The organism is Streptomyces sp. NPDC001970 (assembly GCF_053594115.1).
Window position 1 is genome coordinate 118835 of the sequence record NZ_JBSFDW010000011.1, and the last position, 26945, is coordinate 145779.

19 protein-coding genes and 5 pseudogenes are annotated in these 26945 nt (G+C 71.7%); 8 read left to right on the forward strand and 16 right to left on the reverse strand.

From position 1 onward, the window contains the following. Positions 1-74: 74 nt before the first annotated feature. A complete protein-coding gene (locus tag ACWCP0_RS16310) occupies positions 75-866 on the forward strand; it encodes a metal-dependent hydrolase (protein ID WP_451079462.1) in 792 nt (263 codons plus the stop codon). Positions 867-1117: 251 nt separating this feature from the next. Here the strand turns inward: ACWCP0_RS16310 and ACWCP0_RS16315 are convergent, their stop codons facing one another. Beyond that, on the reverse strand, positions 1118-2899 hold the full coding sequence (locus tag ACWCP0_RS16315) for an ABC transporter ATP-binding protein (RefSeq protein WP_451079463.1): 1782 nt from the start codon (positions 2897-2899) through the stop codon (positions 1118-1120). After that, a complete protein-coding gene (locus ACWCP0_RS16320) occupies positions 2896-4728 on the reverse strand; it encodes an ABC transporter transmembrane domain-containing protein (RefSeq protein ID WP_451079464.1) in 1833 nt (610 codons plus the stop codon). Before ACWCP0_RS16320 ends, ACWCP0_RS16315 begins: the two co-directional genes overlap by 4 nt. A gap of 170 nt (positions 4729-4898) precedes the next feature. Between ACWCP0_RS16320 and ACWCP0_RS16325 the strand changes: the two genes are divergently transcribed. Continuing rightward, positions 4899-6521 (forward strand): peptide-N4-asparagine amidase, encoded by a 1623-nt coding sequence (locus ACWCP0_RS16325; protein WP_451079465.1) that lies wholly within the window; start codon positions 4899-4901, stop codon positions 6519-6521. 70 nt (positions 6522-6591) lie between these two features. Here the strand turns inward: ACWCP0_RS16325 and ACWCP0_RS16330 are convergent. Further along, positions 6592-7205: pseudogene (locus ACWCP0_RS16330) on the reverse strand (gfo/Idh/MocA family oxidoreductase); the annotation flags it as partial. A 60-nt stretch (positions 7206-7265) separates the two neighbouring features. Here ACWCP0_RS16330 and ACWCP0_RS16335 point away from each other — a divergent pair. After that, positions 7266-7454: pseudogene (locus tag ACWCP0_RS16335) on the forward strand (NPCBM/NEW2 domain-containing protein); the annotation flags it as partial. A 10-nt stretch (positions 7455-7464) separates the two neighbouring features. Here the strand turns inward: ACWCP0_RS16335 and ACWCP0_RS16340 are convergent. Further along, the gene (locus ACWCP0_RS16340) at positions 7465-7971 is read right to left on the reverse strand and encodes a MarR family winged helix-turn-helix transcriptional regulator (RefSeq protein WP_451079466.1); all 507 of its coding nucleotides are present in this window, start codon (positions 7969-7971) and stop codon (positions 7465-7467) included. 92 nt (positions 7972-8063) lie between these two features. Here ACWCP0_RS16340 and ACWCP0_RS16345 point away from each other — a divergent pair, with 92 nt between their 5' ends. Then, positions 8064-9890 carry an ABC transporter ATP-binding protein gene (locus ACWCP0_RS16345; protein ID WP_451079467.1) on the forward strand — a complete coding sequence of 609 codons (1827 nt, stop codon included), beginning with the start codon at positions 8064-8066 and terminating at the stop codon, positions 9888-9890. Positions 9891-9985: 95 nt separating this feature from the next. Here ACWCP0_RS16345 and ACWCP0_RS16350 read toward each other — a convergent pair whose 3' ends face one another. From ACWCP0_RS16350 to ACWCP0_RS16375, 6 genes and pseudogenes are all read right to left on the reverse strand, one after another. Further along, complete coding sequence (locus ACWCP0_RS16350) at positions 9986-11095, reverse strand: NAD(P)-binding domain-containing protein (RefSeq protein ID WP_451079468.1); 1110 nt, start codon at positions 11093-11095, stop codon at positions 9986-9988. Positions 11096-11150: 55 nt separating this feature from the next. Then, complete coding sequence (amaB, locus tag ACWCP0_RS16355; protein WP_451079469.1) at positions 11151-12683, reverse strand: L-piperidine-6-carboxylate dehydrogenase; 1533 nt, start codon at positions 12681-12683, stop codon at positions 11151-11153. 77 nt (positions 12684-12760) lie between these two features. After that, positions 12761-14092, reverse strand: coding sequence for a 2-oxoadipate dioxygenase/decarboxylase (gene hglS, locus ACWCP0_RS16360; protein ID WP_451079470.1), 1332 nt, complete (start codon positions 14090-14092; stop codon positions 12761-12763). Positions 14093-14103: 11 nt separating this feature from the next. Then, complete coding sequence (locus tag ACWCP0_RS16365; protein ID WP_451079471.1) at positions 14104-15294, reverse strand: NAD(P)/FAD-dependent oxidoreductase; 1191 nt, start codon at positions 15292-15294, stop codon at positions 14104-14106. A 405-nt stretch (positions 15295-15699) separates the two neighbouring features. Further along, positions 15700-16025 (reverse strand): annotated as a pseudogene (locus ACWCP0_RS16370) (alkanesulfonate monooxygenase); the annotation flags it as partial. A 47-nt stretch (positions 16026-16072) separates the two neighbouring features. Beyond that, positions 16073-16852, reverse strand: a complete 780-nt coding sequence (locus ACWCP0_RS16375) for an ABC transporter ATP-binding protein (protein WP_451079472.1) — start codon at positions 16850-16852, stop codon at positions 16073-16075. Between the two features lie 605 nt (positions 16853-17457). Here ACWCP0_RS16375 and ACWCP0_RS16380 point away from each other — a divergent pair. After that, positions 17458-17880 carry a secondary thiamine-phosphate synthase enzyme YjbQ gene (locus ACWCP0_RS16380; RefSeq protein WP_451079473.1) on the forward strand — a complete coding sequence of 141 codons (423 nt, stop codon included), beginning with the start codon at positions 17458-17460 and terminating at the stop codon, positions 17878-17880. Positions 17881-18800: 920 nt separating this feature from the next. Here the strand turns inward: ACWCP0_RS16380 and ACWCP0_RS16385 are convergent. Beyond that, on the reverse strand, positions 18801-19379 hold the full coding sequence (locus tag ACWCP0_RS16385) for a hypothetical protein (RefSeq protein ID WP_451079474.1): 579 nt from the start codon (positions 19377-19379) through the stop codon (positions 18801-18803). A gap of 98 nt (positions 19380-19477) precedes the next feature. On the opposite strand from ACWCP0_RS16385, the gene ACWCP0_RS16390 reads away from it, so the two are divergent. Next, positions 19478-19681, forward strand: a complete 204-nt coding sequence (locus ACWCP0_RS16390; RefSeq protein ID WP_210586179.1) for a cold-shock protein — start codon at positions 19478-19480, stop codon at positions 19679-19681. Between the two features lie 175 nt (positions 19682-19856). Then, positions 19857-21344 carry a DEAD/DEAH box helicase gene (locus tag ACWCP0_RS16395; protein WP_451079475.1) on the forward strand — a complete coding sequence of 496 codons (1488 nt, stop codon included), beginning with the start codon at positions 19857-19859 and terminating at the stop codon, positions 21342-21344. 342 nt (positions 21345-21686) lie between these two features. On the opposite strand, the gene ACWCP0_RS16400 is transcribed toward ACWCP0_RS16395, so the two are convergent. Next, the gene (locus ACWCP0_RS16400) at positions 21687-21881 is read right to left on the reverse strand and encodes a hypothetical protein (protein ID WP_451079476.1); all 195 of its coding nucleotides are present in this window, start codon (positions 21879-21881) and stop codon (positions 21687-21689) included. 169 nt (positions 21882-22050) lie between these two features. Here ACWCP0_RS16400 and ACWCP0_RS16405 point away from each other — a divergent pair, with 169 nt between their 5' ends. Further along, on the forward strand, positions 22051-22923 hold the full coding sequence (locus tag ACWCP0_RS16405) for a DUF3626 domain-containing protein (RefSeq protein WP_451079477.1): 873 nt from the start codon (positions 22051-22053) through the stop codon (positions 22921-22923). 54 nt (positions 22924-22977) lie between these two features. Here the strand turns inward: ACWCP0_RS16405 and ACWCP0_RS16410 are convergent, their stop codons facing one another. From ACWCP0_RS16410 to ACWCP0_RS16425, 4 genes and pseudogenes are all read right to left on the reverse strand, one after another. Then, a complete protein-coding gene (locus ACWCP0_RS16410) occupies positions 22978-23673 on the reverse strand; it encodes an HAD family hydrolase (RefSeq protein ID WP_451079478.1) in 696 nt (231 codons plus the stop codon). A gap of 34 nt (positions 23674-23707) precedes the next feature. Next, positions 23708-24190, reverse strand: a complete 483-nt coding sequence (locus tag ACWCP0_RS16415) for an Lrp/AsnC family transcriptional regulator (protein WP_451079479.1) — start codon at positions 24188-24190, stop codon at positions 23708-23710. A gap of 139 nt (positions 24191-24329) precedes the next feature. Beyond that, positions 24330-26000: pseudogene (locus ACWCP0_RS16420) on the reverse strand (alpha-mannosidase); the annotation flags it as partial. Then, positions 25997-26911 (reverse strand): annotated as a pseudogene (locus tag ACWCP0_RS16425) (endo-beta-N-acetylglucosaminidase); the annotation flags it as partial. The pseudogenes ACWCP0_RS16420 and ACWCP0_RS16425, both read right to left, overlap by 4 nt. Between the last annotated feature and the right edge of the window lie 34 nt (positions 26912-26945).

A 26945-nucleotide genomic window follows, 5' to 3' on the forward strand; every position in this document is an offset into this window, starting at 1 on the left:
CGAGAGGAAGATCGCTACCGATAACCTGTCCCGTCAACTGAGCACAACCACACGACAAATGGGGCGGGAACAGCATGATGGGACCGGCGCACTCCCTGTCCGGGGCCGCAGCCTGGCTGGGGGTGGGGGCCGCGGCGGCCGCGGCGGGCCATCCGATGCCGTGGCCCGTACTCGTCGTCGGCGCACTGATCTGCGCGGGCGCGGCACTCGCGCCCGACCTCGACCACAAGGCGGCGACCATCTCCCGGGCCTTCGGGCCCATCTCGCGAGGCGTGTGCGAGGTGGTCGACAAGCTGTCGTACGCGGTCTACAAGGCGACGAAGAAGCAGGGCGACCCCCGCAGGACCGGCGGCCACCGCACGCTCACGCACACCTGGCTGTGGGCGGTGCTGATCGGCGCCGGCACGTCCGCGCTGGCCGTGACCGGGGGACGCTGGGCGGTCCTCGCGATCCTCTTCATTCACCTCGTCCTCGCGGTCGAGGGCCTGCTGTGGCGCGCCGCGCGGGTCTCCAGCGACGTGCTGGTCTGGCTGCTCGGTGCGACCAGCGCGTGGATCCTGGCAGGCGTCCTGGACAAACCGGGCAGCGGCGCGGACTGGCTCTTCACCGGCCCCGGCCAGGAGTACCTCTGGCTCGGCCTCCCCATCGTGCTGGGCGCCCTCGTCCACGACATCGGCGACGCACTCACGGTCTCCGGCTGCCCGATCCTCTGGCCCATACCCATCGGCAGCAAGCGCTGGTACCCGGTGGGCCCGCCCAAGGGCATGCGCTTCCGGGCGGGCAGCTGGGTGGAGCTGAAGGTCCTGATGCCGGTCTTCATGCTGCTGGGCGGGGTGGGCGGCGCGGCAGCGCTGAACGTCATCTGAGGTCCGGGGCGGGCCGGTGGGACCCCCGGCCCCGGCGACCGCCGGCCCGGCACACATGCGCGGCTTCCCTACGCGGGGGCACCGCCCGGCCCGTCCGGCGGCCACGAGGGCCACCCCACCTGTGCGGCGCGCATTCCCGGCCCGTCCGGCGCTTGAGGACGGCCCGGGCTCACCGCACGGTTCTCGGGGCGTTCGGAGCGCATGCGGCGACGCGGGCACCGCCGACGACAGCAGTCCTGCTTTTCGCATGCTCACCCGTGCCACGACCGCCACAGCGCCGCGTACGCCCCGTCCGCCGCCACCAGTTCGCCGTGGCTGCCCAGTTCGCTGATGCGGCCGTTCTCGACGACCGCGATCACGTCCGCGTCGTGCGCCGTGTGCAGCCGGTGCGCGATCGCCACGACCGTGCGGCCGTCGAGGACGCGGGCGAGCGAGCGCTCCAGGTGGCGGGCCGCGCGCGGGTCGAGGAGGGACGTCGCCTCGTCCAGGACCAGGGTGTGCGGGTCGGCGAGGACCAGGCGGGCCAGGGCGATCTGCTGGGCCTGGGCCGGGGTCAGGAAGAGGCCGCCGGAGCCCACCTCGGTGTCGAGGCCGTCGGCCAGTGCCTGCGCCCACCCGTCCGCGTCCACCGCACCCAGGGCGGCCCACAGCTCCGCGTCCTCCGCGTCCGCCCGCGCGAGCAGCAGATTGTCGCGCAGGGAGCCCACGAAGACATGGTGCTCCTGGTTGACCAGCGCCACATGCTCGCGCACGCGCTCCGCCGGCATCCGCGACAGCTCGGCCGCACCGAGCGTGACCCGGCCCGTCCGCGGCGCGTAGATCCCCGCCAGCAGCCGGCCCAGCGTGGACTTGCCGGCGCCCGACGGGCCGACGAGCGCCAGCCGTGTGCCGGGTGCGACGTCCATCGACACCCGGTGCAGCACATCGACGCCCTCTCGGTATCCGAAGTGCACCTCGTCCGCCCGCACCGCGCGCCCCTCGGGCCGCACCTCGACGTCACCCGCGTCCGGCTCGATCTCCCGTACGCCGACGAGCCGCGCCAGCGAGACCTGGGCCACCTGGAGCTCGTCGTACCAGCGCAGGATCAGGTTCACCGGATCGACCATCATCTGCGCGATCAGTGCCCCCGTGGTCAGCTGCCCGATCCCGATCCAGCCCTGCAGCACGAAGACGCCGCCGATCATCAGTACCGACCCCAGCACGGTCGCGTGTGTGACGTTGATGACCGGGAACAGCACGGACCGCAGCCACAGTGTGTACCGCTCCCACGCGGTCCACTCCTTGATCCGGCGGTCCGACAGCGCCACCCGGCGCGCCCCGAGCCGGTGCGCCTCCACCGTCCGCCCCGCGTCGACGGTCTCGGCGAGGACCGCGGCCACCGCGGCGTACCCCGAGGCCTCCGAACGGTACGCGGACGGCGCCCGCTTGAAGTACCAGCGGCAGCCGATCACCAGCACCGGGACCGCCAGCAGCACGGCCGGTGCGAGCGGCGGCGCTGTCACGGTCAGCCCGCCGAGCAACAGCACGATCCAGAGGACACCGATCGTCAGCTGCGGCACGGCCTCGCGCATCGCGTTCGCCAGCCGGTCGATGTCCGTCGTGATCCGGGAGAGCAGATCGCCGGTACCGGCCCGCTCCAGCACGCCGGGCGGCAGCCCGACCGACCGTACGAGGAAGTCCTCGCGCAGGTCCGCCAGCATCCGCTCGCCGAGCATCGCGCCGCGCAGCCGCACCAGCCGTACGAACACGGCCTGGATCGCGAGCGCCACGGCGAAGAGCGCGACGGTGCGCTCCACATGGAGCGCGCGCGCCCCGTCCACCGCCCGCTCCACGAGTGAGCCGAGCAGCCACGGCCCGGCCATCGAGGCCACGACCGCGACCGTGTTGACGGCGACGAGCAGCACGAACGCCCGGCGGTGCCGCCGCAGCAGCTCGCGTACGTACGCGCGCACCGTCGCCGGCGTGCCCACCGGCAGGGTGGTCGCCGTCCGGGGAGCCGCCGGGTCGTATGCCGGTGGCGCCACGCCGATCATGCCGTCTCCTCGATGTCGATTCCGGCGTCGGTCAGCCGCTCGTCGCGTTGCCCGTTCGGCTGTGGGCTGAGATGCCTGGTGAGAGGCACCTCGGTGTCCTCCGTCTCCCGGGTCACCACCTCCCGGTACCGCGGCTCCTTGTGCAGCAGTTCGCGGTGCACGCCGACGGCCGCGACCTCGCCCTCGCGGACGAGCACCACCCGGTCGGCCCGGTCGAGCAGCAGCGGCGACGACGTGAAGACGACCGTCGTGCGCCCCGACCGCAGCGCCCGCACACCCTCGGCGATCCGCGCCTCCGTGTGCGAGTCGACCGCCGAGGTCGGCTCGTCGAGCACCAGTACGTCGGGATCGGCGACCAGCGACCTGGCCAGGGCCAGCCGCTGCCGCTGCCCGCCCGAGAGCGAGCGGCCGCGCTCGGTGATGGGCGCGCCCATCGGGTCCCCGTCCAGCGCGGCCTGCGCCAGCGCGTCCAGCACGTCCCCGCACTCGGCCGCGGCCAGCGCATCGGCCGCGGACACCGCGCCGGACGCGGGCACGTCGAGCAACTCGGTCAGGCTCCCGGACAGCAGTACCGGGTCCTTGTCCTGCACCAGGACCACGCCGCGTGCGACGTCGCGCGGCCGCTCGTCCAGCGCGACGCCGCCGAGCAGGACGGACGGCAGGCCCTCCGCGTCCGGCGCATGTCCGCCGAGACGCTCCGCCAGCAGCCCCGCCTCGTCCGGATCGCCGCACACGACGGCGGTCAGCGCCCCGGCCGGGGCGAGCAGCCCGCTGGCCGGGTCGTACAGATCGCCCGCGGGCACGTCGCCGGACGCGTTCCCGGAGCCGCCGGACGGCCGCTCCAGCGACAGCACCCGTGCCGCGCGGCGCGCGGAAGGCCGCGAGAAGGAGTACGCCATGGCGATCTCCTCGAAGTGCCTGAGCGGATAGGTCAGCAGCATCACCGCGCTGTAGACGGTGACGAGTTCACCGACCTCGATCCGTCCGTCGCCGACCAGCCCGATCCCGTACCAGACGACGAAGATGAGCAGCAGACCCGGCAGCAGCACCTGCAGCGCCGTGATCAGGGACCACATGCGTGCGCTGCGGACGGCCGCCCGCCGTACCTCCTGCGAGGCACGGCGGTAGCGCCGGAGGAACAGCTCCTCGCCGCCGATGCCGCGCAGCACCCGCAGCCCCGCGACCGTGTCGGAGGCCAGCTCGGTGGCCTTGCCGGCCTTCTCCCGCTGGACGTCCGCGAGCCGCGTCGCCCGGGGGAGCAGCGGCAGCACGCCGAGCGCCAGCACCGGAACGCCGATCGCGACCACGACACCGAGTGCCGGCTGGTAGAACAGCAGCGCCACCACGACCACGACGATCGTCAGCGCCGCCGCGAGGAAGCGCGAGACCGCCTCCACGAACCAGCCGATCTTCTCGACATCACCCGTGGAGACCGCGACGACCTCGCCCGCCGCGACCCGTCGGGTGAGCGCGGAGCCCAGCTCGGCGGTCCTGCGGGCCAGCAGCTGCTGCACGCGCGCGGCCGCGGTGATCCAGTTGGTGACGGCCGTACGGTGCAGCATGGTGTCGCCGAACGCGATGCCGACGGTCGCCAGGGCGATCAGCCCGCCCGCGAGCGCGAGCCGGGAGCCGGAGCGCTCGACGACGGCCTGCACGGCGAAACCGACGCCGTAGGGAAGGGCCATCACGGAGACGAAGTGCAGCATGCCCCAGGCGAGAGACTTGAACTGGCCGCGGAGCTGCCCCAGCCCGAGCCAGACGAGAAACCGGAATCCCGACCGGGTGTCCGGCACACCAGGATCGGGAAACGGAAGATCGCGAATCTGCATGACGTCCCAGATCGTTCGGAAAAGTCGGCTCGGACGTGCAAGGATCGCTCTCCGCAGTTGTCCGTAGCAACCGATTTTCGGGCGTCATGGCACAGATCCCGCCATGATCACCGGCCGGGCCGCCACGCCCCCTGGCGCCCGCACGGCCGCTCGCGCTTCACTCCCGACGCATGAGACGACAACAGATCATGTCCATGTTCGCGGGACTTGCCCTGGCGGCCGGATCCCTGCTCGGCGCGAGCCCTGCCGGGGCGGCGACACCACCGGACGCCGGGCCGACGCCGCCCGCGGAGTTCGGCAGCGACTGGCACGATCCGCTCACCGCGGCGCCGCCGGTGACCAGGCCGGCCACGAGATCCTGTTCGGTCACTCTTGCCGAGGCGCAGTTCCGCGACTTCACGCCGTACCAGGGGAGTTACACGCCCCCGGAGGAGTGCGGCGACCGCTGGAGCGCGGTGGTGCTGCGGCTCGACGGCAACGTCAAGGGCCGTCAGTACGACCGGCTCGGCCATCTCACCGTCGGCGGCGTCGAGATCTTCCGAACGTCCACCCCGCAGCCCTCGCCCGACGGCATCACCTGGTCCGTCGAGAAGGACGTCACCCGCTACAGCGACACCCTGCGCCGGGCTCAGCCGGTCGAGATGCTCATCGGCAACGTCGTCAACGACACGTACACGGGGATCATCGACGTCAAGGTGACGCTCACGTTCTACACCTCGGACGGCCGCACACAGCGGACCGCGACCCCGGACCGCGTGCTCCCGCTGGACGGTTCCCCGCTCACCACCCCGCGCAACTCCGAACGGATCCTCGCCGAGGTGTATGCGACGGGCTCGGGCGGCGGCTGCGAGGAGTACTGGTACCTCACGGTCCCCGACGCGGCCCCGTACTCCTGCAAGGCCGGCGAAGGGCCGTACCGCGAAGTGCAGATCAGGGTCGACGGCCGACTCGCGGGAATCGCCACGCCGTTCCCGACCGTGTGGACCGGCGGCTGGTCCAACCCCTTCCTCTGGTACGTGGTTCCGGGCCCGCGCGCCTTCGACATCAAGCCCGTCCAGTACGACCTCACACCGTTCGCGGGCCTGCTCAACGACGGCCGGCCGCACCGGATCGAGGTGTCCGTCGCCGGGGTGCCTGCCGGGCAGACGGGCTGGAGCACGCCCACGAACGTTTTGATCTGGCAGGACGAGGGCCGGTCGGTCGTCACCGGTGCCCTGACGCGCCACGAGGAGAGCGGCCTTGCCAACTCCTCCACCTACACGCCAGGTTCACCCCAGCACCGGCTCGACACGGAAGCCGGGCACCGGCTCACCGTCGCCGGATACCTGAACACCTCGCACGGGCGCATCGCGACCACGGTGTCCCGCTCGCTCGCCCACACCTCCGTGCACCGCTGGGGCGAGGGCGAGAACCCGGACGCCCTCGAGGGCACCTGGACCGACGACGAGACCGTGACCTCGGGCCGGACCGCCACCCGCACCCACCGCACGTACACGATGGACGGCGAGACGACCCTCGGCGCCGGCGACCGGCTGCGGACCGTGCTCACGCTCGGGGACAGGGCCGACACTGTGGTGCTGCGCGGCGGGAAGCGCCTCGCATGGTCGCGGCTCGACGACTCGTACGCGGGGGACGCGACATACACCGCCAATGTGCCGCGCGACCAGCGCCACGCGGTCGGCACGACCGCGGAACGCTACCGGCTGCACGGTTCGCAGACGCCCGACGGCTGCTACGACCGAAGCCTGACATCGGTGCAGGGGGTGCTCACGAAGGACCGCAGGCGCTGCTGACGGCAGAAGAGGCGTTCCGCGTGAGGCGGCGTGTGCGGGGCCCGGTCCCGGTGGCCGGGCCCCGCGGCGCTCACACCGATGGCTTCACCGAGTCCCCTCCGGAGCGTGCGTTCTTCCACTCGCCCCGGGTGAAGTCCGGTATCTTCCGCGGGGCGCCGCCCGCCTTCACCGACAGATGACTCGGCGGCACCGCGTCCACGTTGCCGCGTCGTACACGTCGAAGTCGGGTACGAGGGCCCAGCTGCATGCACTGCATGAGCCGGAACACCATGATGTAGTCCATGCCGCCGTGGCCGCCGGGCGGATTGGCGTGCTCCTTCCGCAGCCAGTGGTCCCAGTCGGCGTAGCGCCGAAGTCCTTCCACTGGTCGTCCTTATGGTCCGGCTCTCTGTAGATGCGGGCCGGGTAGTCCTCGAAGACACCCTTGGTTCCACCGAGGCTGTAGATCCGGGTGTAGGGGTGTGGGGACGACACATCGTGCTCCAGGCGGATCACCCGGCCCTTGGCCGTCCGCACCATGCTGATGGTGCGGTCGCTCTCGATGTACGTCTCCTTCCAGCTCGGGTCGCCCGGCGGCATGTTCGCCGCGCGGTACTCGGCGAGGCCGAGCGCCGGCGTGCCGAAGCTGCTGATGCTCACGACGCGGTCGCCGCGATTGACGTCCATGTAGTTGGCGACGGGCCCGACGGCCGGCCGCTGCACGACACTCAGCGCCGACGTCGGTGTCGACGATGCCAGGACCATGTGGCGGCGCAGCGCGGCACCGTCACCTTCGAGGTGTGGAAGGACCGGCAGAAGGTGGCGGACACGGGGAAGGTCTCCTGTCAGGACCCGGCCCGGCATCTCGAAGTGGACGTCGGCGGAGCCCAGTTCGTGAGCCTCGTCTCCACCACGACCGACGACGGCAACGGCAACGACCACGCGGACTGGGCCGATCTCCGGGTCAGCTGCTCGGTCTGGGCGCGCGGTCCTCGTGAGGGGCCGCCGGCGTGGCCTGGCACCGGGGCGCAGGGACTCCGTCGACCAGAGCGGTCAGCAGGCCGCCGAGCACCTCGCGCTGGTCCGCCGTCAGGGGGGCCAGGATGTCCTCCGCCGCCGCGCGGCGCGCGGTGCGCAGCTCCCGGAGCGTGGTGCGGCCGGTCTCGGTGAGCTCCACGCGCACCACGCGACGGTTGGTCGGGTCCGGCACGCGGCGGACCCGGCCGCCGGCCTCCAGCCCGTCGACCAGGGTGGTCACGGCGCGCGGCACGACCTCCAGGCGGTCGGCGAGGTCGGCCATCCGCGGCGGCCCGTCGTAGTGCGCGACGACACGCAGCAGCCGCGACTGCGCGGGCGTGATGCCGACCGGCTCCAGATGCAGCTTCTGGATGCGGTGGAGCCGGCGCGTCAGCCGCAGCAGCTGCTCGGCCAGCAGGCCGTCGGCGTCGGGTGCGGGGACTGGGGTGGTCATACGGGAACAATATCAGGACAAGGTTCATTGTGAGTATAGGTAACAATGAGCTATGATCCTGAAGTCTGTCCGTCCTGCCTCAGAAGGAGCCCATGCGTCCTCACGACGACGGTCCGTCCTGGACCCCTCCCAGCCGTCCGCTCGATCCCGCACGGCCGGCGCCGCCCGCGCAGGTGCGGCGCATCCTCCGGCTCTTCCGTCCCTACCGAGGCCGGCTCGCCCTCGTCGGGCTGCTCGTCGGTGCCTCGTCGCTGGTCTCGGTCGCCTCGCCGTTCCTGCTGCGCGAGATCCTCGACACCGCGATCCCGCAGGGCCGCACGGGCCTGCTCTCACTGCTCGCCCTCGGCATGATCCTCATCGCCGTGACGACGAGTGTCTTCGGCGTGCTGCAGACCCTGATCTCCACGACCGTCGGCCAGCGCGTCATGCACGACCTGCGCACCGGTGTCTATGCCCAGCTGCAGCGCATGCCGCTGGCGTTCTTCACCCGGACCCGCACCGGCGAGGTCCAGTCGCGCATCGCCAACGACATCGGCGGCATGCAGGCGACCGTCACCTCCACCGCGACGTCCCTGGTCTCCAATCTCACGGCCGTCGTCGCCACGATCGCCGCGATGCTCGCGCTGGACTGGCGGCTCACCGTCGTCTCGCTGCTCCTGCTGCCGGTGTTCGTCTGGATAAGCCGCCTGGTGGGCAGTGAGCGCAAGAAGATCACGACACAGCGGCAGAAGCAGATGGCGGCCATGGCCGCCACGGTCACCGAATCGCTGTCGGTCAGCGGCATCCTGCTGGGCCGCACCATGGGCCGTGCCGACTCGCTCACGCGCTCGTTCGCCCACGAGTCGGAGCGGCTGGTCGACCTCGAGGTCCGCTCCAGCATGGCCGGGCGCTGGCGGATGTCCACGATCGGGATGGTCATGGCCGCCATGCCCGCGCTGCTGTACTGGGCGGCGGGACTCACTCTCCAGCGCGGCGGGCCGGCGATCTCCATCGGTACGCTCGTCGCCTTCGTCTCGCTCCAGCAGGGCCTCTTCCGCCCGGCCGTGAGCCTGCTCTCCACCGGAGTGCAGGTGCAGACCTCGCTCGCCCTGTTCCAGCGCATCTTCGAGTACCTCGACCTGCCGGTGGACATCACCGAGCCGGAGAAGCCGGTCCGGTTGGAGGTCGTCCACGGCGAAGTGCGCCTCGAGGACGTCCACTTCAGCTATGACGGGAAGGGCGGGCTGCCGACGCTCCACGGCATCGACCTCACCGTCCCGGCGGGCGGCAGCCTGGCCGTCGTCGGGCCCACCGGATCCGGCAAGTCCACGCTCAGCTACCTGGTGCCCCGGTTGTACGACGTGACGGGCGGCCGGGTCACGCTCGACGGCGTCGACGTGCGTGACCTGGACTTCGACAGCCTCTCCCGGGCCGTCGGCGTCGTCTCCCAGGAGACGTACCTCTTCCATGCGTCCGTCGCGGACAATCTGCGCTTCGCCAAGCCCGACGCCACCGACGAGGAGATCCAGGCCGCCGCCCGCGCCGCCCAGATCCACGACCACATCGCGTCGCTGCCCGAGGGCTACGACACCCTGGTCGGCGAGCGCGGCTACCGCTTCTCGGGCGGTGAGAAGCAGCGCCTGGCGATCGCGCGCACGATCCTGCGGGACCCGCCGGTGCTGATCCTGGACGAGGCGACCAGCGCCCTCGACACCCGTACGGAACATGCGGTGCAGCAGGCGATCGACGCCCTGTCGGCCGGCCGCACCACCATCACGATCGCCCACCGGCTCTCGACGGTGCGCGAGGCGGACGAGATCGTCGTGCTGGACGGAGGCCGTATCGCGGAGCGCGGCAGCCATGCGGAGCTCCTGGACCGCGACGGGCGGTACGCGGCGCTCGTGCGGCGCGACGCAGAACCGGCAGTGGTCACGGCGTGACCGCTGCCGGTTCCGCGCCCGCCCCTGTCCCGGTCCCACTCGGCCCCGGCGTGCCGCTCGGCCCCGGCCCCGTGGTGCCGCGCGGCCCGAGCTCCTCAGGCGGGCGTGCCCACGAGCGTGGGGTCCTGGCCCGCGGGGTCGTAGCCCAGGAGGCGCTGGATCTCCCGGACGGCGGCGCGGCCCGCGCGGTTGGCGCCGATCGTCGAGGCCGACGGGCCGTAGCCGACGAGGTGGATGCGTGGGTCCCGTACGGCCCGGGTGCCGTCCAGTGCGATGCCGCCGCCGGGCTCGCGGAGTCTGAGCGGCGCGAGATGGTCGATCGCCGCACGGAAGCCCGTGGCCCAGAGGATGACGTCCGCGTCGACCGTCCGGCCGTCGTCCCAGGCCACCCCGGTCGGCGTGATCCGGTCGAACATCGGCAGCCGGTCCAGGACGCCCTCGGCACGGGCACGCCGTATCGCGTCGTTCAGGGGCAGCCCCGTCACCGACACCACGCTGAGCGGAGGAAGCCCGCGCCGAACGCGCTCCTCGACCATGGCGACGGCCGCCCGGCCCTGATCCTCGCCGAAGGGGCCCTCCCGGAACACCGGCGGGCGCCGCGTGACCCACGTGGTCTCCGCCGCGACCTCGGCGATCTCCATCAGGTGCTGGGTCCCCGATGCTCCACCACCGACCACCACCACCCGCAGGCCGGCGAACGCCTCGGGCCCCGGGTACTGCGCCGTGTGCAGCTGGCGCCCGAGGAAGGTCTCCTGTCCCGGGTAGCGGGGCAGGAAGGGCCGGTCCCAGGTGCCGGTGGCGTTGATGAGGGCCCGCGTCGCGTACGTACCCTCCGACGCCTCCACCAGCAGTCGCCCGCCCTCGCCCTCGCGCACGGCGCGCACATCCACGGGCCGGTGCACCCGTAGATCGAAGGCGCGCTCGTAGCGCGTGAAGTAGTCGCCGATCACCTCGGACGACGGACGGCTGTCGTCGGCGCCCGTCAGCTCCATGCCGGGCAGCGCGTGCATGCCGTGGACCTTGCCGTATGTGAGCGACGGCCAGCGGAACTGCCAGGCGCCGCCCGGCAGTGGCGCATGGTCCAGGACCACGAAGTCCACGTCGGGGCGCAGCCCCGCGCGCCGCAGATGATAGGCGCCGGACAGGCCTGCCTGTCCGGCGCCGATGACGACCACGTCGACGTCCCGCGCCCCGAATTTGTTCACGCTTCCACCAACCGAGGAGGGGTCATGGATCTTCCCCGGTGCCTCGGCCGGTGCGTCAGAGGAAGTTCACCCCCTGCGCGAGTGGCAGGGCGGCGGAGTGGTTCACCGTGTTCGTCGCCCGGCGCATGTACGCGCGCCACGCGTCCGAGCCCGACTCACGGCCGCCGCCCGTCTCCTTCTCGCCGCCGAACGCGCCGCCGATCTCGGCGCCCGAGGTGCCGATGTTGACGTTCGCGATCCCGCAGTCGGAGCCGTCCGCGGCCAGGAACCGTTCGGCCTCGCGCTGGCTCTGCGTGAAGATCGACGAGGACAGCCCCTGCGGAACACCGTTGTGCAGCTGGATCGCCTCGTCCAGCGTGCGGTACGCGAGGACGTAGAGGATCGGCGCGAAGGTCTCCTCGCGGACGATCGCCGTCTGCCCGGGCATGCGGACCACCGCCGGGCGGACGTACGCGGCATCCGGAGCCTCGTCCCGCAGCCTCCGGTCGCCGCCCGTCAGCACCTTGCCGCCGTCGGCCTGCGCCGCTTCGAGGGCCTTGGTCATCGCGTCGTACGCCGCCGTCGAGATCAGCGGGCCGACCAGCGTGTCCGCCCGGAAGGGATCCCCGATCGGCAGCCGGCCGTACGCGTGAACGATTCTCCCCACCAGCTCGTCGGCGATGTCCTCGTGGACGATGAGCCGGCGCAGGGTGGTGCAGCGCTGTCCCGCCGTTCCCGCCGCCGAGAAGACGATGCCGCGCACCGACAGGTCGAGGTCGGCGGACGGGGTGACGACCGCCGCGTTGTTGCCGCCCAGTTCCAGCAGGCAGCGGCCGAAGCGGGCCGCCACGCGCGGCCCCACCTCCCGCCCCATCCGCACGGACCCGGTGGCGCTGACGAGCGCCACCCGCGGGTCGTCGACCAGTCGCTCGCCGCATTCCCGGCCACCGAGCAGCAGCCCGTGCACACCCGCGGGCGCGCCGCTGTCCGCCGCCGCGCGGCCGAGCAGCGCGTCGCAGGCCAGAGCGGTGAGCGGGGTCAGTTCGGACGGCTTCCACACCACCGGGTCGCCGCAGACGAGCGCGATCGCCGTGTTCCAGGACCAGACCGCGACCGGGAAGTTGAACGCGGAGATCACCCCGACCACGCCGAGCGGATGCCAGCTCTCGGAGAGCCGGTGGCCGGGCCGCTCGGACGCCATCGTGCGCCCGTACAGCTGCCGCGAGAGACCGACCGCGAACTCGCAGATGTCGATCATCTCCTGCACTTCGCCGAGCGCCTCGGAATGGATCTTCCCGGCCTCGATGGTGACCAGCTCGGCGAGATCCTCCTTGTGCGTGGTGAGCAGCTCACCGAGCCGTTTGACCAGGGCGCCCCGGCGTGGCGCCGGGACCGTGCGCCACTCCCGGAAGGCCGTGTCGGCCGCCGCGATCACCGCATCGGCGCCCTCCCGGGTGGTGGCGGGCAGGCTGAACAGTGTGCCGCCGGTCAGCGGCGTACGGGCGGTGACGCCCTGGCCACCGGTCGGCGGCTGGGCACCGCAGCGGCTCAGGGCTTCCTCGGCCCGCGCCCGCAGTGCGTCGGTGCCGGGCAGTGCGGTGGTGGTCATGCGTCGCTCTCCTCTGCTCCTGCTGCGATTGACCCTGCGATTCGTGCCGCGATCGGTGCCGCGAACCCGCTGCGGTTTCACGCTGCGGCCAGGGCCTGTCGGGCCCGGGACAGCGATTCGTCCTGCTGCGCGGCGTAGAGGTCGAACGGGTCGTGCACCGTGCGACCGATCGCCCCCGACATCCAGTGCCGGTCGTATTGGGCGCCCGCCTGGGCGGAGTCCCGGGCACCCGGATCGGTGAGGTTCGACTGGAAGATCCCGGCCGCCGAGCGCGGCAGGAAGTCCTCGTAGACGAGGGGACGGGCCGTCAGCCAGCCGCCGTCGAGCAGGCCGGCGAGATCGTCGGGCGCACGCCGCCCGTCGCGCGGACGGTCCGTGACCGCCTCGTACGTGAAGAACCCCAGCCCCTCCACGGCCAGTTGGCGCTCGGTGCGCGGGAAGTGCGCGGCCCACTCCTCGACCGGTCCGTCGACGAGCCGTTCGTACACGGCCCGGCCCTCGCGGCTGAGCGCGATGCCACGCGCCTCCACCTCACCGAAGCGCACCCGCAGCGAACCGGTGGTGACGCTGCCGTCGGCCTCCCGGAAGGTCCGCGGCTCGGCCAGTGCCCGGAACGACGTCTGGCGCAGCAGCACATCCGGGCCCGCCCAGCGCGGCGGCCCCTGGATCCGGTCGATCATCGTGATGCCCCGCTCCTCCATGCGCCGGTACAGCTCGTCGATGTCCAGCACACGGGGGGTGAGGTGGTTGATGTGGGTGCTGGTCACACCGCCGATGTCGGCGGCGACCGCGGAGACCTTCTCCAGCTCGGCGTACCAGGCGCGGTCCACGGGCTGCGGGGACAGCTCGAAGGCGCCGACCGCGAGCGTGAGGAACCGCTCGGCCCGCTTCTGGGGCAGGCCCGCCTCCCGCTCGGCCCGCGCCGCCAGATCCAGCAGCTCCGGCGGGAACAGTTCGCGGCGTTCCAGGAACGCCGCGAGCCGCTTCTCCAGGCCGGCGTCGAAGAATCGGCGGTCGGCAGGAGTCAGCATCGAGGTGAAGACGCGGAACGGATTGCGGTCCAGTTCTTCGGGCAGCACCGGCCGGAAGGCGGTGGAGACGACCGGTACGGCACTCGACGTCGCGTCCCTCAGATCGTAGAAACCGACGGGCTCCATGCCGAGCGCGGCGAAGATCTGCGCAGCCTGACGCAGTTCGCGTGGCGTGCCGACGCGGATCGCGCCGTGCCGCTCCGCCGTGACCCGCTCGATGCTGCCGAGCCGCTGGGCGCTCTCGCCGCCTGTCCGGAGCACGTCGTCGTTGACCTGTCCTGCCACCTCGACCAGAGTGGTGTACGCGGGTACCTCCTTGCCGTACATCGCGGCGAGCCGGCGGGCGAAGGCGGCGCGAAGCTGCCAGGTGGGGACCATGCGAACCTCCGTCAGATGATGTGGGCCTCGGGACGTACCGCGGCGGCGCCGTCGAAACGCGTCGCCGCCAGCGGGCCGACGTCGAGGAACGGCTCCCGCCCCAGCCACAGATCGCGCACGATCTCGCCGACCGCCGGTGCCTGGAGGAAGCCGTGCCCGGAGAAGCCGGTGGCGTACAGGAAACGGGAGACGTCCGCCGACTCCCCGATCAGCGCGTTGCGGTCGGGCGTCATCTCGTACAGCCCTGCCCAGCCGGTCATCGGCCGCAGCTCCGCGAGCGCGGGGGCGCTGCGTGCGGCGGCCGCCCGGAACGGCTCCAGCCACTCCTCGCTGAAGTCCCGTCCGAAGCCCGGTTCCTGGCGGGTGTCGGACAGGCCGAGGACGAGTCCGTCGGCCGTGTCGTTGTGGAAGTACAGCGTCGATGCGAAGTCGAGTGTGAAGGGTATGCGGGGCGGCTGAGGGACGATCGGGCCCGTGAGGGCGATCTGGCGGCGCAGCGGGATGACCGGGAGACATACGCCGGCCATCGCGCCGATCGCGGCCGACCAGGCACCGGCCGCGCAGACGACGGTGCGCGTGCGGACCGTGCCTGCCGTGGTGCGCACGGCCTGCAGTGTGCCGTCGACGGCGTCGATGCCGGTGACCGCGCACCGCGTGTGCACGGTCGCGCCCAGACGGCGCGCCGCCCGCAGATAGCCGAGGACGGCGGCCTTCGGCAGGGCGTACCCGTCGCCGGGGGAGTAGGCGGCGGCCACGATCGCGCGCGGATCGACGTACGGGCACAGCTGGTGCGCCTCGTGAGGGCCGATGACGCGGCTCTCCACGCCCAGCTCCCGCTGTGCGGCCGCGGCCTCGCGGAACGCGTCGGCGTCCTCGTCGCTGTCGAGGAGGAAGAGATAGCCGACGGTCTCCAGCCCCACGTCCGCGCCGGGCCGCGCGGCGAAGTCCCGCCAGGCGGCCAGGCTGCGCTGCCCCAGACGGATGTTGAGCGGATCGGAGAACTGCGCGCGCACACCGCCGATCGGCTTGCCCGACGACCCGGACGCGGGTGTGTCCCGCTCCAGGACGAGTATGTCGCGGACCCCGGCCTCGGCGAGGTGGAAGGCGATGCTCGCGCCGATGACGCCGGCGCCGATGACGACGATGTCGGCGGAGGGGGGTAGGGGCGGTGACGGGGGCGTACGAGCAGTGTCGTGAGCCATGAGGCCATGGTGGCTGCCGTCGCCCCCCGCGTCCACGGACGGTACCGGTCACATACCGAGCCGGTCCGGCGTCGGAGGTCGGGCACTCCGGCGCTCCGCCCGGTGCGGATCACCGCGGGGCCCGAGGGCCTGCCCCCACGTTCCCGGCCCACGCCGCCGCCCCCCCCGCGTCCATGGACGGTACCGGTCACATACCGAGCCGGTCCGGCGTCGGAGGTCGGGCACTCCGGCGCTCCGCCCGGTGCGGATCACCCCGGGGCCCGAGGGCCTGCCCCCACGTTCCCGGCCCACGCCCCTGGCCCATACACGCGCCCCGCCTTCGCCTTCACGCCACCGCCGAAGCCCGACAGCCCCCGCCCCGCCCCGACCGCACCGCGTCGGTGGGGCCCGGGCGGGCCCGTGTGTCTACCGGCCGCCCGCCACCAGCAGCGGCGCGCCGCCCGGCGCCGAGGCCGGGCGTCCGTTCGCCTCCGGAACGCCCGGCAGCGGGGACACCGGGACCTTCGGGAGCGGCCCGCGCGCCCCCAGCTCGGGCGTGACGCCCTCCCCGAACCAGTACGCCTCCTCCAAGTGCGGGTACCCGGACAGTACGAAGTGCTCGATGCCCAGCTCGTGGTACTCCTCGATACGGTCCGCGACATCCGCGTGGCTGCCGACCAGCGCCGTACCCGCACCACCCCGGACCAGACCGACCCCGCCCACAGATTCGGGGAGATCTCCAGCTTGTCCCGCTCGACGGACCCCGCGCCAGCGCGAGCATGCGTGCTGGTGAGGGGATTCAGGCGGCGGAGGTCGCGCCCACGGGGGCGGCCTGCGGAGCGGGCTCGTCCACGCCGAGTTCGGTGAGCAGCCGGGAGCGGAGCACGGCGAACCCCGGATCTCCGACGGTGCGCGGACGGTCCAGGGCGACCGGGGTCTCGTACGCGATGACGCCGTCCCGCATCACCAGCGCCCGGTCCGCGAGCAGCAGCGCCTCGTCCACGTCGTGCGTGACCAGCAGCAAGGCGCAACCGCGTCGCTGCCACAGCCCGGCGACCAGTCGCTGGGCCTTGAGCCGCGTCAGCGCGTCCAGCGCGCCGAACGGCTCGTCGAGCAGCAGCAGATCGGGTTCGCGTACGAGCGCCCGGGCCGGCGAGGCCCGCTGTGCCTCGCCGCCGGAGAGCGTCTTCGGCCAGGCGCCGGAGCGTTGACCGAGACCGACCTCTTCCAACGCCCGCCCGGCGACGGCACGCTCGGGCTTGCCCGGCAGGCCGAGCAGCACATTGCGCCACACCCGCTTCCACGGCATCAGCCGCGGTGCCTGGAAGGCGACGGCCCGCCGTTTGGGGACGAGGACCGTGCCCTCGATGTCGCGGTCGAGCCCGGCGAGCACGCGCAGCAGCGTCGACTTGCCGCAGCCGCTGCGCCCGAGCAGTGCGGTGAACTCGCCCGCACGCAGGGTCAGATCCAGACGGTCGATGACCGCACGGCCGTCGAAGGAACGGGTCAGCCCCCCGACGCGTACCGCCGTCGTCGCCTGAGGAGCGGTGCTCACTGTCCCTTGAACGTCGGTCGCCATTGCAGCAGGAGCCTTTCGAGAGTGCGGACGACGAGCAGCAGCAGGGGGCCGACGGTGCGGCGCAGCCGGCGGGGTACGCGGCGGCGTGCGCGACCTCCGCGGCCGTCGTCGGGCGGGGTGACGGCTACGAGCGCGAATTCGGTGTCGGGGGCGGCGGGGTCGCGACAGTGGGCGGGAGCTCGACGGGCGACATCGTGGATGGGGATATCGCAGGAATATCCGGCGGGGCGTGCCCGACGGTCACGGAGGCTCCTGGGCAGGGGAGATGCGCCTCAGCGCCCCTGCGGCAGCACGGTGAAGCCGTGACCACGGGGCGGGCGAGGCAGAAGAGAGGAGAGGGGCGAGCGGGAAAGAAGGGAGGGCGGTGCGAGCGCTACGGCCTACGCGCACGCTCGGCGCGCCGATCCCGTTCCCTGTGCTGAGAAGGCGTCAGCAGCCGCGGGGACCCGCGGCGGAGGCCACCCGCAGCAGGTCGATGTGACCGCGCGTGGTGAGCAAGGCTGTACGCAACATGGCGCAGAACGTAGCGACCGGGTCGGCGACCGGTCAATGGTGTCTCGCCACGCGGACGCGCGATCCTGCAGGATGGGCGAGAGGATGGACCTATGCCCGAAGCCTTCACGACCAGAGTTCTGAGCGTGGTCACCGGTACGGCCGAGGCCGTGACCGACCTGACCCGCGAGTGCGAGAAGTTCCTGGAGGAGACCGCGGGGGGCCGGGACGGTCTCCTCCATGTCTTCGTGCCGCACGCCACCGCCGGGATCGCGCTCATCGAGACCGGTGCCGGCAGCGACCACGATCTGCTGGCCGCGCTGCACGTCCTGCTCCCCGCCGACGACCGCTACCAGCACCGCCACGGCAGCCCCGGCCACGGCCGCGACCACGTCCTGCCCGCGCTGGTGCCGCCGCACGCGACCCTGCCCGTCATCCGAGGGCGGCTGGAGCTGGGCACCTGGCAGTCGGTCTGTCTGGTCGACACGAATAGGGACAATCCCAACCGTCAGGTTCGCTTGTCGTTTCTCGGGTAACCCTGGTGGGGCCACGACTGCAGGGCCGATTTCCGGCCGCACCAAGTGTGAGGGTGCGGAGCCGACGACGTCGTGGGGCAGGGGCAGTTCCAGCTTCGTGACGGTCATGTGGCGACGGTCTGTGAGGGAGGGTTCGCCCGGGCGGCGGCGCTCCAGCGGGCGCATTCCTCCTGGTGGGAGCCGGTATTCGTCGCATTGGCGACGGCGACTGCCGCTTCTGTGGTCGTCGCGTTGACGCGGGGGTGGCGGGTGAGGAGGGTGAGCGGCCAGGCAGGCTCGTGGGGCTCGGCGCCGTCGAGGGGTTGCCAGTTCCACGGGCCGTCGAAGCGCCGGGCGCGGCCAGTGCTGTCGGCGACCTCGTCGCCGGGCTCCAGGAAGGCGTTCGGAAGACCAGGTCGAAGGCGAGCGGAATGTCGTCGTCGGGGTCGAAGCTCTCGCTTTGCGTCTCCAGACGGGAGTCGAACGAGCGGCCTGCGGGCAGGACGACCACCAGCCGACTGGGGCGCGGCAGCCAACCGGTCTCCTGGGACGGGGTGTAGTGGGCGACGTCGATTACGTGTACGAGGGTCGGCGGGATGCCGACGCGGCACATGTCGCCGGTGCTGAGCCGGTGGGGCGCCGGATCGGTGCGGAACAACCCGCGGCGACACTTGTCCTGCCCTGCATCGCCGTCGACGACCACCTCACCGTTCCAGTGGATCCATTCGCAGTCCGGGTCGACCGACCGCCACGGCCACTCGAGAACGACTTCCCCGCCTGACTGCTGCTTGCCTGTGACCAGGGCCTCGGTGAACGGACGGGAGATCCTGACGACGTCGCCCACCCGCAGATCCATCACACGCCCTCTGCCCCTGCACCTGATGTCACGGGAGGTGACCGTACCCCCTGGTCCGACCGCCGCCGCGCCGGGAGGCGCCGCGTCAGGCCGGCTTGCGCCACACGGAGATGTGCTTCGTGGAGTCCTGGGTGAACGGCGCTCCGTCCCAGTCCGCGACGCGCCGTTCCAGTTCGAGCCCTGCGATCCGTGCCATCAGGTCGAGCTCCGCCGGCCACGCGTACCGATGCCGGGAGCTGCCGCGACGGTAGCGGCCGACGTCGCCGTCGCGGGTGAGGTGGTGCGAGACGAGAATCTGCTCGACCAGGTCGAAGGTGTCGAAGCCGAGATGTCGCTCGGAGACGTCGAACGACCATATGTTCGACAGGTGAGAGAACGTCGTGCCAGCTCCGGAGGCCGGGTGCCCCGATGCGGAGTCGCTGAGAAGGTGATAAAGAGACGAGTTCTCCTTATGTTGCGCCTTATTTAAGCTGAAAATTAACCTTTCACGTGTATTCGAGTTCGCACAGGCTTGCGTGGCTGATTGGGCGCTCCCGCAAGGGTGGGGTGTGGTGTGGCGGGTGAAGGGTGGTGCGAAATGCGTGTTCCGTGCTAAACTTAACGGTAGTTGCAGTTGTGGTTCCCGAAACTTCAAGTGCCTTGGCGGCTGCATGTCGTCGGGCATTTTCGTAAATCCGGTGCTTATCCGGACGGGGTTCATTGTGGCAACGCATGGGTTCACACGGTGTGGGCCTCTGGGCACTGCCCCGAAGGAGATCTGACATGGCTACTGGCACCGTCAAGTGGTTCAACGCGGAAAAGGGCTTCGGCTTCATCGAGCAGGACGGTGGCGGCCCCGACGTCTTCGCCCACTACTCGAACATCGCCACCCAGGGCTTCCGTGAGCTTCAGGAAGGCCAGAAGGTGAACTTCGACGTCACGCAGGGACAAAAGGGTCCGCAGGCGGAGAACATCACTCCCGCCTGACGCCGAAGCGTATGAGGTAGCTGGGGCCCCACCTTCAGGGTGGGGCCCCAGCTTGCTGATTTTTATATTCCGGTGGACTTATTTTAGTCTCCAATTCCGGCTCGTTCTTGCAATTCATCCGGCTCATTTCTGTCGGGAATTCCTCGATGCGTGCCCCGTCGAGGAAGGTTCTCCCATGAGCCGTTCAGCTCACACGAATGACCGTTTCCGGCCACAGGGCCAGGGTCGCCCCGGCGTCAGTTCGGACGGCAGCGGGCGCCGCCCCTCCACGCCGCAGGGGGAGTTCGCGCTGCCGGTCACCGTCACCCCTGCCCTCCCCGCGGCTGCGACCTTCGGCGAGCTGGACATGCCCGCCGAGTTGCTGAAGATGCTCACCAGTCTCGGCCTGAACGAGCCGTTCCCGATCCAGGCCGCCACGTTGCCGAACTCCCTCGCAGGGCGCGACGTCCTGGGCCGCGCGCGCACCGGATCGGGCAAGACGCTCGCCTTCGGCCTGGCGCTCCTCGTGCGCACGGCCGGGCAGCGTGCCGAGTCGCGGAAGCCGCTGGCCCTGATCCTCGTCCCGACGCGCGAGCTGGCCCAGCAGGTCACCGATGCGCTCGCCCCGTACGCCCGGTTGCTGAAGCTGCGGCTGGCCACTGTGGTCGGTGGCATGTCGATCGGCAGGCAGGCTGGCGCACTGCGTGCCGGGGCCGAGGTGGTCGTCGCGACCCCTGGCCGCCTCGCGGATCTCATCGAGCGCAAGGACTGCCGCCTGGACCGGGTGAACATCACCGTCCTGGACGAGGCCGACCAGATGGCCGACATGGGCTTCATGCCCCAGGTCACCGAACTGCTGGACCAGGTACGCCCCGACGGCCAACGCATGCTGTTCTCGGCCACGCTGGACCGCAACATCGACCTCCTGGTCCGTCGTTACCTCCATGACCCGGTGGTCCACTCGGTCGACCTGTCGGCGGGCGTGGTCACCACCATGGAGCATCACGTGCTGCAGGTGCACGGCGCCGACAAGTACGCCACCGCCACCGAGATCGCCGCCCGCGACGGGCGCGTGATCATGTTCCTGGACACCAAGCACGCTGTCGACCAGTTCACCAAGCACCTGCTGAGCAGCGGCGTGAAGGCAGCGGCGCTCCACGGCGGCAAGTCGCAGCCCCAGCGCACCCGGATCCTGACCCAGTTCAAGGAGGGCGACGTCACGGTCCTGGTGGCCACCAACGTCGCGGCCCGCGGCATCCACGTCGAGCATCTCGACCTGGTAGTCAACGTCGACCCGCCCGGCGACCACAAGGACTACCTGCACCGCGGCGGCCGTACCGCCCGCGCCGGCGAGTCCGGCACCGTCGTCACCATGGTCCTGCCCAACCAGCGCCGGGACATGGCCCGTCTCATGTCCGACGCGGGCATCAGGCCGCAGATCACGCAGGTCCGCTCCGGCGAGGCCGAGCTGAGCCGCATCACCGGCGCCCAGGCTCCCTCCGGTGTCCCCGTCAGCGGCAGGGGGCCGGTCGCGGAGCGCCCGAAGCGCGACGGTGCCCCCTTCCGCGGACTGGGCACCCGTCCGGGGCGGGCTGGTCGCGGCGGTGGCGAGTCTCGCCGGTCTGCTGAGGCCCGTCAGATTGCCGAGGCCCGCAAGGCCGCCAGGGTCCGTCGTGGTGCATAGGCCGCTTCAGGCTGACACCCCCCTTGCGGGCACTGCGGGGCTGCCGGACCGGCGGTTCCGTCCACCCTCGTAGGTGCCGTACTGCCCGCTCGGGCGACGGCAGGTTCCCCCTGTCCGAGGACATCCTGCGAGCCGTGCGGGACGCGATGTCGCGACCGGCCGACTGAACGGCCCGGCGAACGACGCGCGCACGCTCCGCAGCCGCGTCGGACGGGAGCTCCGGCGGGGGCGCGGCCGGTGCCCGCCGCACACCGCCCCGGACGTGCTGCCGACCGGGGCGGTGTGCCGAACAGCCGGCTGGCTGCCTGCTGTCCCGCCCCTCGACCCGGCAGATTCTTCGGCTCACTGCTCCTCGACGACCTCGCTGCGGTCACTCGCCTGCGACGTGCCGTCGCCGGAAGCGACAAGGCTCCCCAGGAGGCGCCGGAGTTCCGCGCTTCGGCAGCCGGGCTCGGCGTGGAGGACCACCAGGATGAGGCCTTCTGCGCCGGCGACGGCGAGCTTGTTCGAATGGAGATCGAGTTCTCTCCTGCGCATGGGGCAGTTCGCCCGACGGGCACGTCAAGACCGTCTGGATCGGCGTCCCGAAGTGAGAGGGACCCGTCGCGCGGCGCAGCCGCGCCGCAGCCGGGTCGGGCACGGCGTTCGGCGTTCGGCAGGATCAATCCGGATGCGGCGGCGGATCGCACTCGGGCACACTGCGCCGATGAGCGTTGACCCCTCCCGGCCCTCGCAGGAACGAGCCGTTCGCCATGTCGAGGCCCTGTCGTCGGGGAATCCGCTCGGCTCCGCGCTGCGAGTGACGCTGAACTTCCATCCGGACCGCGAGGTCGGCGACCGCGGGATCCTGGCCGAGCTGGCGGACGGCGGCGTCTACCGCTCGCAGTTCGTCACCGGAACGAGCAACGGGGGACTGACGGCTCACCTCGGTGGGGACCGTTGGCACTGGGAGAGCAGGATCTTCGGCGGCGCGTACGACGACGCACCCGCCGACGAGCGTCCTGTCTACGGTGCGCTGAACTTCCGGCGCAAGACCTTCGGCGCGGCGCCGCGATTCGGATCAGCCCACGTCAGGCTGGCCGCCGGGACGCTTCGACGCACCACGTTCTGCTATCCGGACAGTTTTCTCGAGCCGTCGGCATTCGGTGTCGCCTCCCGCATGGCGCTCATCGAGCTCGCCGAGGCCGACGGACAGGACGCTCTCGACGACTACGTCGAGGCGCAGGTGCACGGGCCGGTGAGGCTCGACCGTGACGTGGAGGCACTGGTCCTGGATCCGAGCCACCGCGGCACGGCCGTGGAGGCGGCCGCCCGCCTGCTTCCGTGCCCCGTCGAATGGCACTCCGGATTCCGGCTCACCGTCGAGGACCTGCAACGCCACCCCGACTACCGCGGACAGGAATACGTGGAGCTCGGCACCGAGATCGCGGTCGATGGCCTGCTCGATCCCCGGATCATCGGAAACGCAGCCAGAACCGGCCGCCACGACCCGCAGGCGCTCAAGAAGGTCTGGCACTGCCTGGCGCGTTTCGGCACGCCACTGCACGCGGCTGACGAAGCGCCGCGCCCCGACCTGTGACGGATGCGGGGCGAGCCGGCCGCCGCCGCTCCCGCAGGCTCCGCGGCCGCGCGTTCAGACGGACGGAGCCGACCGGGCGAGCCAGTCGTACGCCGCCTGGGCAGTGAACTCCGGCTGGCCGCCGGGGAAGAGCAGCCCCGCCGTGCGGAAGGCCTCGTCGTCGGCCGTCTCGGGCACGTACGGGACGGCGATGCAGCGCATTCCGGCGGCGTGTGCCGCGGCCGCGCCGGGCGGGGCGTCCTCCACGACGACGCAGTCGGCGGGCTCCGCGCCCAGCCGGTGCGCCGCCTCCAGGAAGACGTCCGGCCGGGGCTTGCCGTGCGCGACCTCCTCGGCGGAGACCAGGGTGGTGAGGTACGCACCGAGGCCGGTGCCCTCCAGGACCGTCTCGATCGCCGCGCGGGAGGAGCCGGAGGCCACGGCCATCGACACGCCTGCCGCGTCCAGCCGCTCGACGAACTTCCGCATCTCCGGGTACACCTCGGTCTTCGCCCGCGCCAGCGCCAGGTAGTGCCGGTTCTTGCTTGCCAGCAGGTCCTCGACCGGGGCGTCGATCCCGTACTCCTCGCGCAGGCTCTCCAGCGTCTCGCGGGTGCCGATGCCGATGAAGCGGGTGTGGTGCTCCCAGCTGAAATCGGTGATGCCGTAGCCGGCGAGGACCCGGCGGCCCGCCTCGTAGTAGTTCGGCTCGCTGTCGACGAGCGTCCCGTCGAGATCGAAAATGACCGACGTCCTTCGCGCAGTGCTCATGGACTCCAGGATGCCAACCTGCCCGGCGAAGGCGTCAGCGTGCCCCGCCGGCGGTGCGTCCCACCGATTCCACGAGCGGCAGCAGCCGGTGCGGCACGCGCTCCCGAAGCGCCATCTCCGTGCGCGTACGGACCACGCCCGGCAGGTTGATCAGCCGCTGGATGACATCCTCGAGGTGACCGTTGTCACGGGCCACCACCCGCGTGAGCAGATCCCCGCTGCCGGTGATCGAGAAGGCCTCGACGATCTCCGGTACGTAGGCGAGCGCATCACCCACCTCGTCCAGATGCCCCTGAGTGACCTCGATGTGGACGAAGGCCAGCACCGGATGGCCCAGCGCGGCGGGGGACAGGAACGGCCCGCTGCCGGTGATCACCCCGTCGCGTTCGAGCCGGTCGATCCGCGCCTGGAGCGTGCCGCGCGCGATGCCCAGGATGCGCGCGTACTCACGCACGCTGGTGCGCGGCTGCTCGATCATCAGCCGCAGGATACGGGTGTCGAGTTCGTCGACCGCCATGGTCCGTTGGCCTCCTCCGGCCGCTCGGAAGCGACTCCGCACTGTACCAATGGCTCATGGCCGCCTTGACGAGCCGAGCCACTGCCTGTTGATGCGCGAGGTGATTTCGTTCTTCGATCGGAATGGCTCAACTCCGACGTCAGTCCCGCTTCAGCCGCAGCGTCACCAGTTCGAACGGACGCAACGTCAGGAACACCGTGTTCCCCGCCCGCTGCGGCTCCTCCGCCTCCGCGAGCGGACGCTCCAGCAGGTCCGTCGGCGTGGCGTCCGACATCTGGAAGCCCGCCGTCAGAGCCGCCCGGGCCCGGCCGCCCCGCGACTCGTGGAAGCGGACCACGACGTCGCCGCTGCCGTCGTCCGCGAGCTTGACGGCGGTCACCACGACCGCGTCGTTGTCCACCGTGACCAGCGGCGTCACCTCGTCCCCTGCGCCGGTGACCCGGCGCTCCGGCAGATTGACGCGGTAGCCCTCGCGGACCGCGTCGCCGATCGTCGCCCCCGGCACCAGCGCATGGCGGAAGCGGTGCAGGCCCTGGTCGGTCTCGGGGTCGGGGAAGCGCGGGGCGCGCAGCAGGGACACCCGCACCGTGGTCGTCGTACCGGAGTCGGAGGTGCGGACGGTGCGGGTCACGTCATGGCCGTACGTGGAGTCGTTGACCAGTGCGACGCCCCACCCCGGCTCCTCCATGTGCACGAAGCGGTGGTTGCAGGCCTCGAACTTGGCGGCCTCCCAGCTCGTGTTGGTGTGGGTGGCCCGGTGGAAGTGGCCGAACTGGGTCTCGGACGCGTACCGCTCGGCGTGCACATCCAGCGGGAACGCCAGCTTCAGGAACTTCTCGGTCTCGTGCCAGTCGACCTCGGTGGCGATGTCGAGCCGCTTGGCCCCGGGCTCGAGCGACAGCACCTGGGTGACCTTCGAGGCCCCGAAGGTGCGCACGACCCGCACCGCCGCGGCCCCTGAGCCCTGCGCCGCCCCGACCTCGTCCGCGTCCACCAGGTCGGTCACCGTGTTGCGGTAGAACTCGTCCACGTCCCATGCGTCCCACATGTTCGGGAAGTCGGGATGGATCTGCAGCAGGTTCGCCGCACTGCCCGGTGCGACCGTCTCGCGCTCCGCGCCGATGTCGTACGCGGAGACGACCAGACCACGCCCGTCGATCTCCACCCGGAGCAGACCGTTGTCCAGGATGTGACCGCCGCCCTCACGCGGGTGCACATACGAGGCACCGGCGGAGGCCGTCCGGGCGGCGCCACCGGCCGCGATCCCGTGCCGGGCGTGCGGCGCCGCGTTGAAGACCAGCTCGGCCGTGCCGTCACCGGCGAGGGCGCGCTGAGCCGCGCCGATGACGCCGTTCAGCTCCTCGGCCACGGCCGCGTACGTCCTCTCGGCCTCGCGGTGCACCCAGGCGATGGACGAGCCGGGAAGGATGTCGTGGAACTGGTGCAGGAGCACCGTCTTCCAGACCCGGTCCAACTGCTCGTACGGGTACGGGAATCCCGTCCGCACCGCGGCCGTCGCCGCCCACAGCTCGGCCTCGCGCAGCAGGTGCTCCGAGCGCCGGTTGCCCTGCTTGGTCCTCGCCTGGCTGGTGAGCGTGGCGCGGTGCAGCTCCAGGTAGAGCTCGCCGACCCACACCGGCGGATTCGGGTACTCGGCCTCGGCCTTGGTGAAGAACTCCGCCGGGGTCTCCCGGACGACGGTCGCCGATCCCTCCAGGTCCCGCATCCGGGCGGCCTTGGCGACCATCTCGCGCGTCGTGCCGCCGCCTCCGTCGCCCCAGCCGGTGGGCGCGAGCGAGTGCCGGGCGACGACCGGTCGGCGACCGCGGTCGCGGGGGCGCGCCAGCCGCTCGCGCCGTCCGGCTGGGACGGGTCGAGCGACTGGCCCGTCCAGAACCGGTCGTCGGCGGCGTGGAACTGGCCCGGGGTGCGGTCGGCCGGCAGGTGGTTGCGGGTCCATTCCGGCCGGTAGAAGCCGTACGACACGATGTGGTCCCGGTCCCGGGGGATGAACGCGTCCCAGTCGACCGCCTTGTTCCAGCCGCTCGCCTCGACGTCGACGCCCGCCCACAGCTCGTAGCGGCTGCGGTCGAGCTGATCGGCGAGTGTCCCGGATGAGGCGAGCCTGGCCGCGGTCCAGCGGAAGTCGACGAACATGGAGTCGGCGGCCCGGAAGAAGGCCCTGTTCTGGTCGTTGAGCGCGCCCTCCCAGCTCACCGAGGCGTTCACGGTCATCGCGTCGTACCACGTGACGCGCTGGCCCTTGGCCGCCCCGAGCGCCTTGAGCTCGGTGAGGAAGCCGAGCATGCTCTCGGCGAGCGCGGCGTCCCCGCCGCCGGTCTCGGCGTTGACGAACCAGCCGTCGAAGCCGTACGCCTCCGCCACCGCGACGAGCCGGGCGGCGAGGGGGTGGTGCCCGGCGGAGTCCTTCTGCACCAGGTCGCGGGTCCACTGCAGTTGTCCGCCGTACGCCACGGGCGGCAGGAACACATTGCCCAGGACGGGCACGCCGTGCCGGTGGGCCGCGTCCACGATCGGGGCGTTCGGCGCGAGGATCAGGCCCTCGCCCGACGAGCCGCCCCAGAAGACCAGCTCGTCGACGTAGGCCCAGTCCGTGAGGGCGTAGTAGTCGGCCGTGGCCGCGCCCTGCGAGGGGTTGCCCGCCGTGGGGCCGAAGGAGACCAACCACCGCGCGGCGCCCGCCCGAGCAGGCCGGCGCGCGCGGTGGTGAGGCCGGTGGCGCAGCGTTCCGCGT

Excerpts from the sequence above, each read along its gene's own strand:
- ACWCP0_RS16310 (WP_451079462.1), top strand. The coding sequence starts at position 75 with ATGATGGGACCGGCGCACTCCCTGTCCGGGGCCGCAGCCTGGCTGGGG.
- ACWCP0_RS16315 (WP_451079463.1), bottom strand. The coding sequence starts at position 2,899 with ATGATCGGCGTGGCGCCACCGGCATACGACCCGGCGGCTCCCCGGACG.
- ACWCP0_RS16320 (WP_451079464.1), bottom strand. The coding sequence starts at position 4,728 with ATGCAGATTCGCGATCTTCCGTTTCCCGATCCTGGTGTGCCGGACACC.
- ACWCP0_RS16325 (WP_451079465.1), top strand. The coding sequence starts at position 4,899 with ATGAGACGACAACAGATCATGTCCATGTTCGCGGGACTTGCCCTGGCG.
- ACWCP0_RS16340 (WP_451079466.1), bottom strand. The coding sequence starts at position 7,971 with ATGACCACCCCAGTCCCCGCACCCGACGCCGACGGCCTGCTGGCCGAG.
- ACWCP0_RS16345 (WP_451079467.1), top strand. The coding sequence starts at position 8,064 with ATGCGTCCTCACGACGACGGTCCGTCCTGGACCCCTCCCAGCCGTCCG.
- amaB (WP_451079469.1), bottom strand. The coding sequence starts at position 12,683 with ATGACCACCACCGCACTGCCCGGCACCGACGCACTGCGGGCGCGGGCC.
- hglS (WP_451079470.1), bottom strand. The coding sequence starts at position 14,092 with ATGGTCCCCACCTGGCAGCTTCGCGCCGCCTTCGCCCGCCGGCTCGCC.
- ACWCP0_RS16365 (WP_451079471.1), bottom strand. The coding sequence starts at position 15,294 with ATGGCTCACGACACTGCTCGTACGCCCCCGTCACCGCCCCTACCCCCC.
- ACWCP0_RS16375 (WP_451079472.1), bottom strand. The coding sequence starts at position 16,852 with ATGGCGACCGACGTTCAAGGGACAGTGAGCACCGCTCCTCAGGCGACG.
- ACWCP0_RS16380 (WP_451079473.1), top strand. The coding sequence starts at position 17,458 with ATGCCCGAAGCCTTCACGACCAGAGTTCTGAGCGTGGTCACCGGTACG.
- ACWCP0_RS16385 (WP_451079474.1), bottom strand. The coding sequence starts at position 19,379 with ATGCCCGACGACATGCAGCCGCCAAGGCACTTGAAGTTTCGGGAACCA.
- ACWCP0_RS16390 (WP_210586179.1), top strand. The coding sequence starts at position 19,478 with ATGGCTACTGGCACCGTCAAGTGGTTCAACGCGGAAAAGGGCTTCGGC.
- ACWCP0_RS16395 (WP_451079475.1), top strand. The coding sequence starts at position 19,857 with ATGAGCCGTTCAGCTCACACGAATGACCGTTTCCGGCCACAGGGCCAG.
- ACWCP0_RS16400 (WP_451079476.1), bottom strand. The coding sequence starts at position 21,881 with ATGCGCAGGAGAGAACTCGATCTCCATTCGAACAAGCTCGCCGTCGCC.
- ACWCP0_RS16405 (WP_451079477.1), top strand. The coding sequence starts at position 22,051 with ATGAGCGTTGACCCCTCCCGGCCCTCGCAGGAACGAGCCGTTCGCCAT.
- ACWCP0_RS16410 (WP_451079478.1), bottom strand. The coding sequence starts at position 23,673 with ATGAGCACTGCGCGAAGGACGTCGGTCATTTTCGATCTCGACGGGACG.
- ACWCP0_RS16415 (WP_451079479.1), bottom strand. The coding sequence starts at position 24,190 with ATGGCGGTCGACGAACTCGACACCCGTATCCTGCGGCTGATGATCGAG.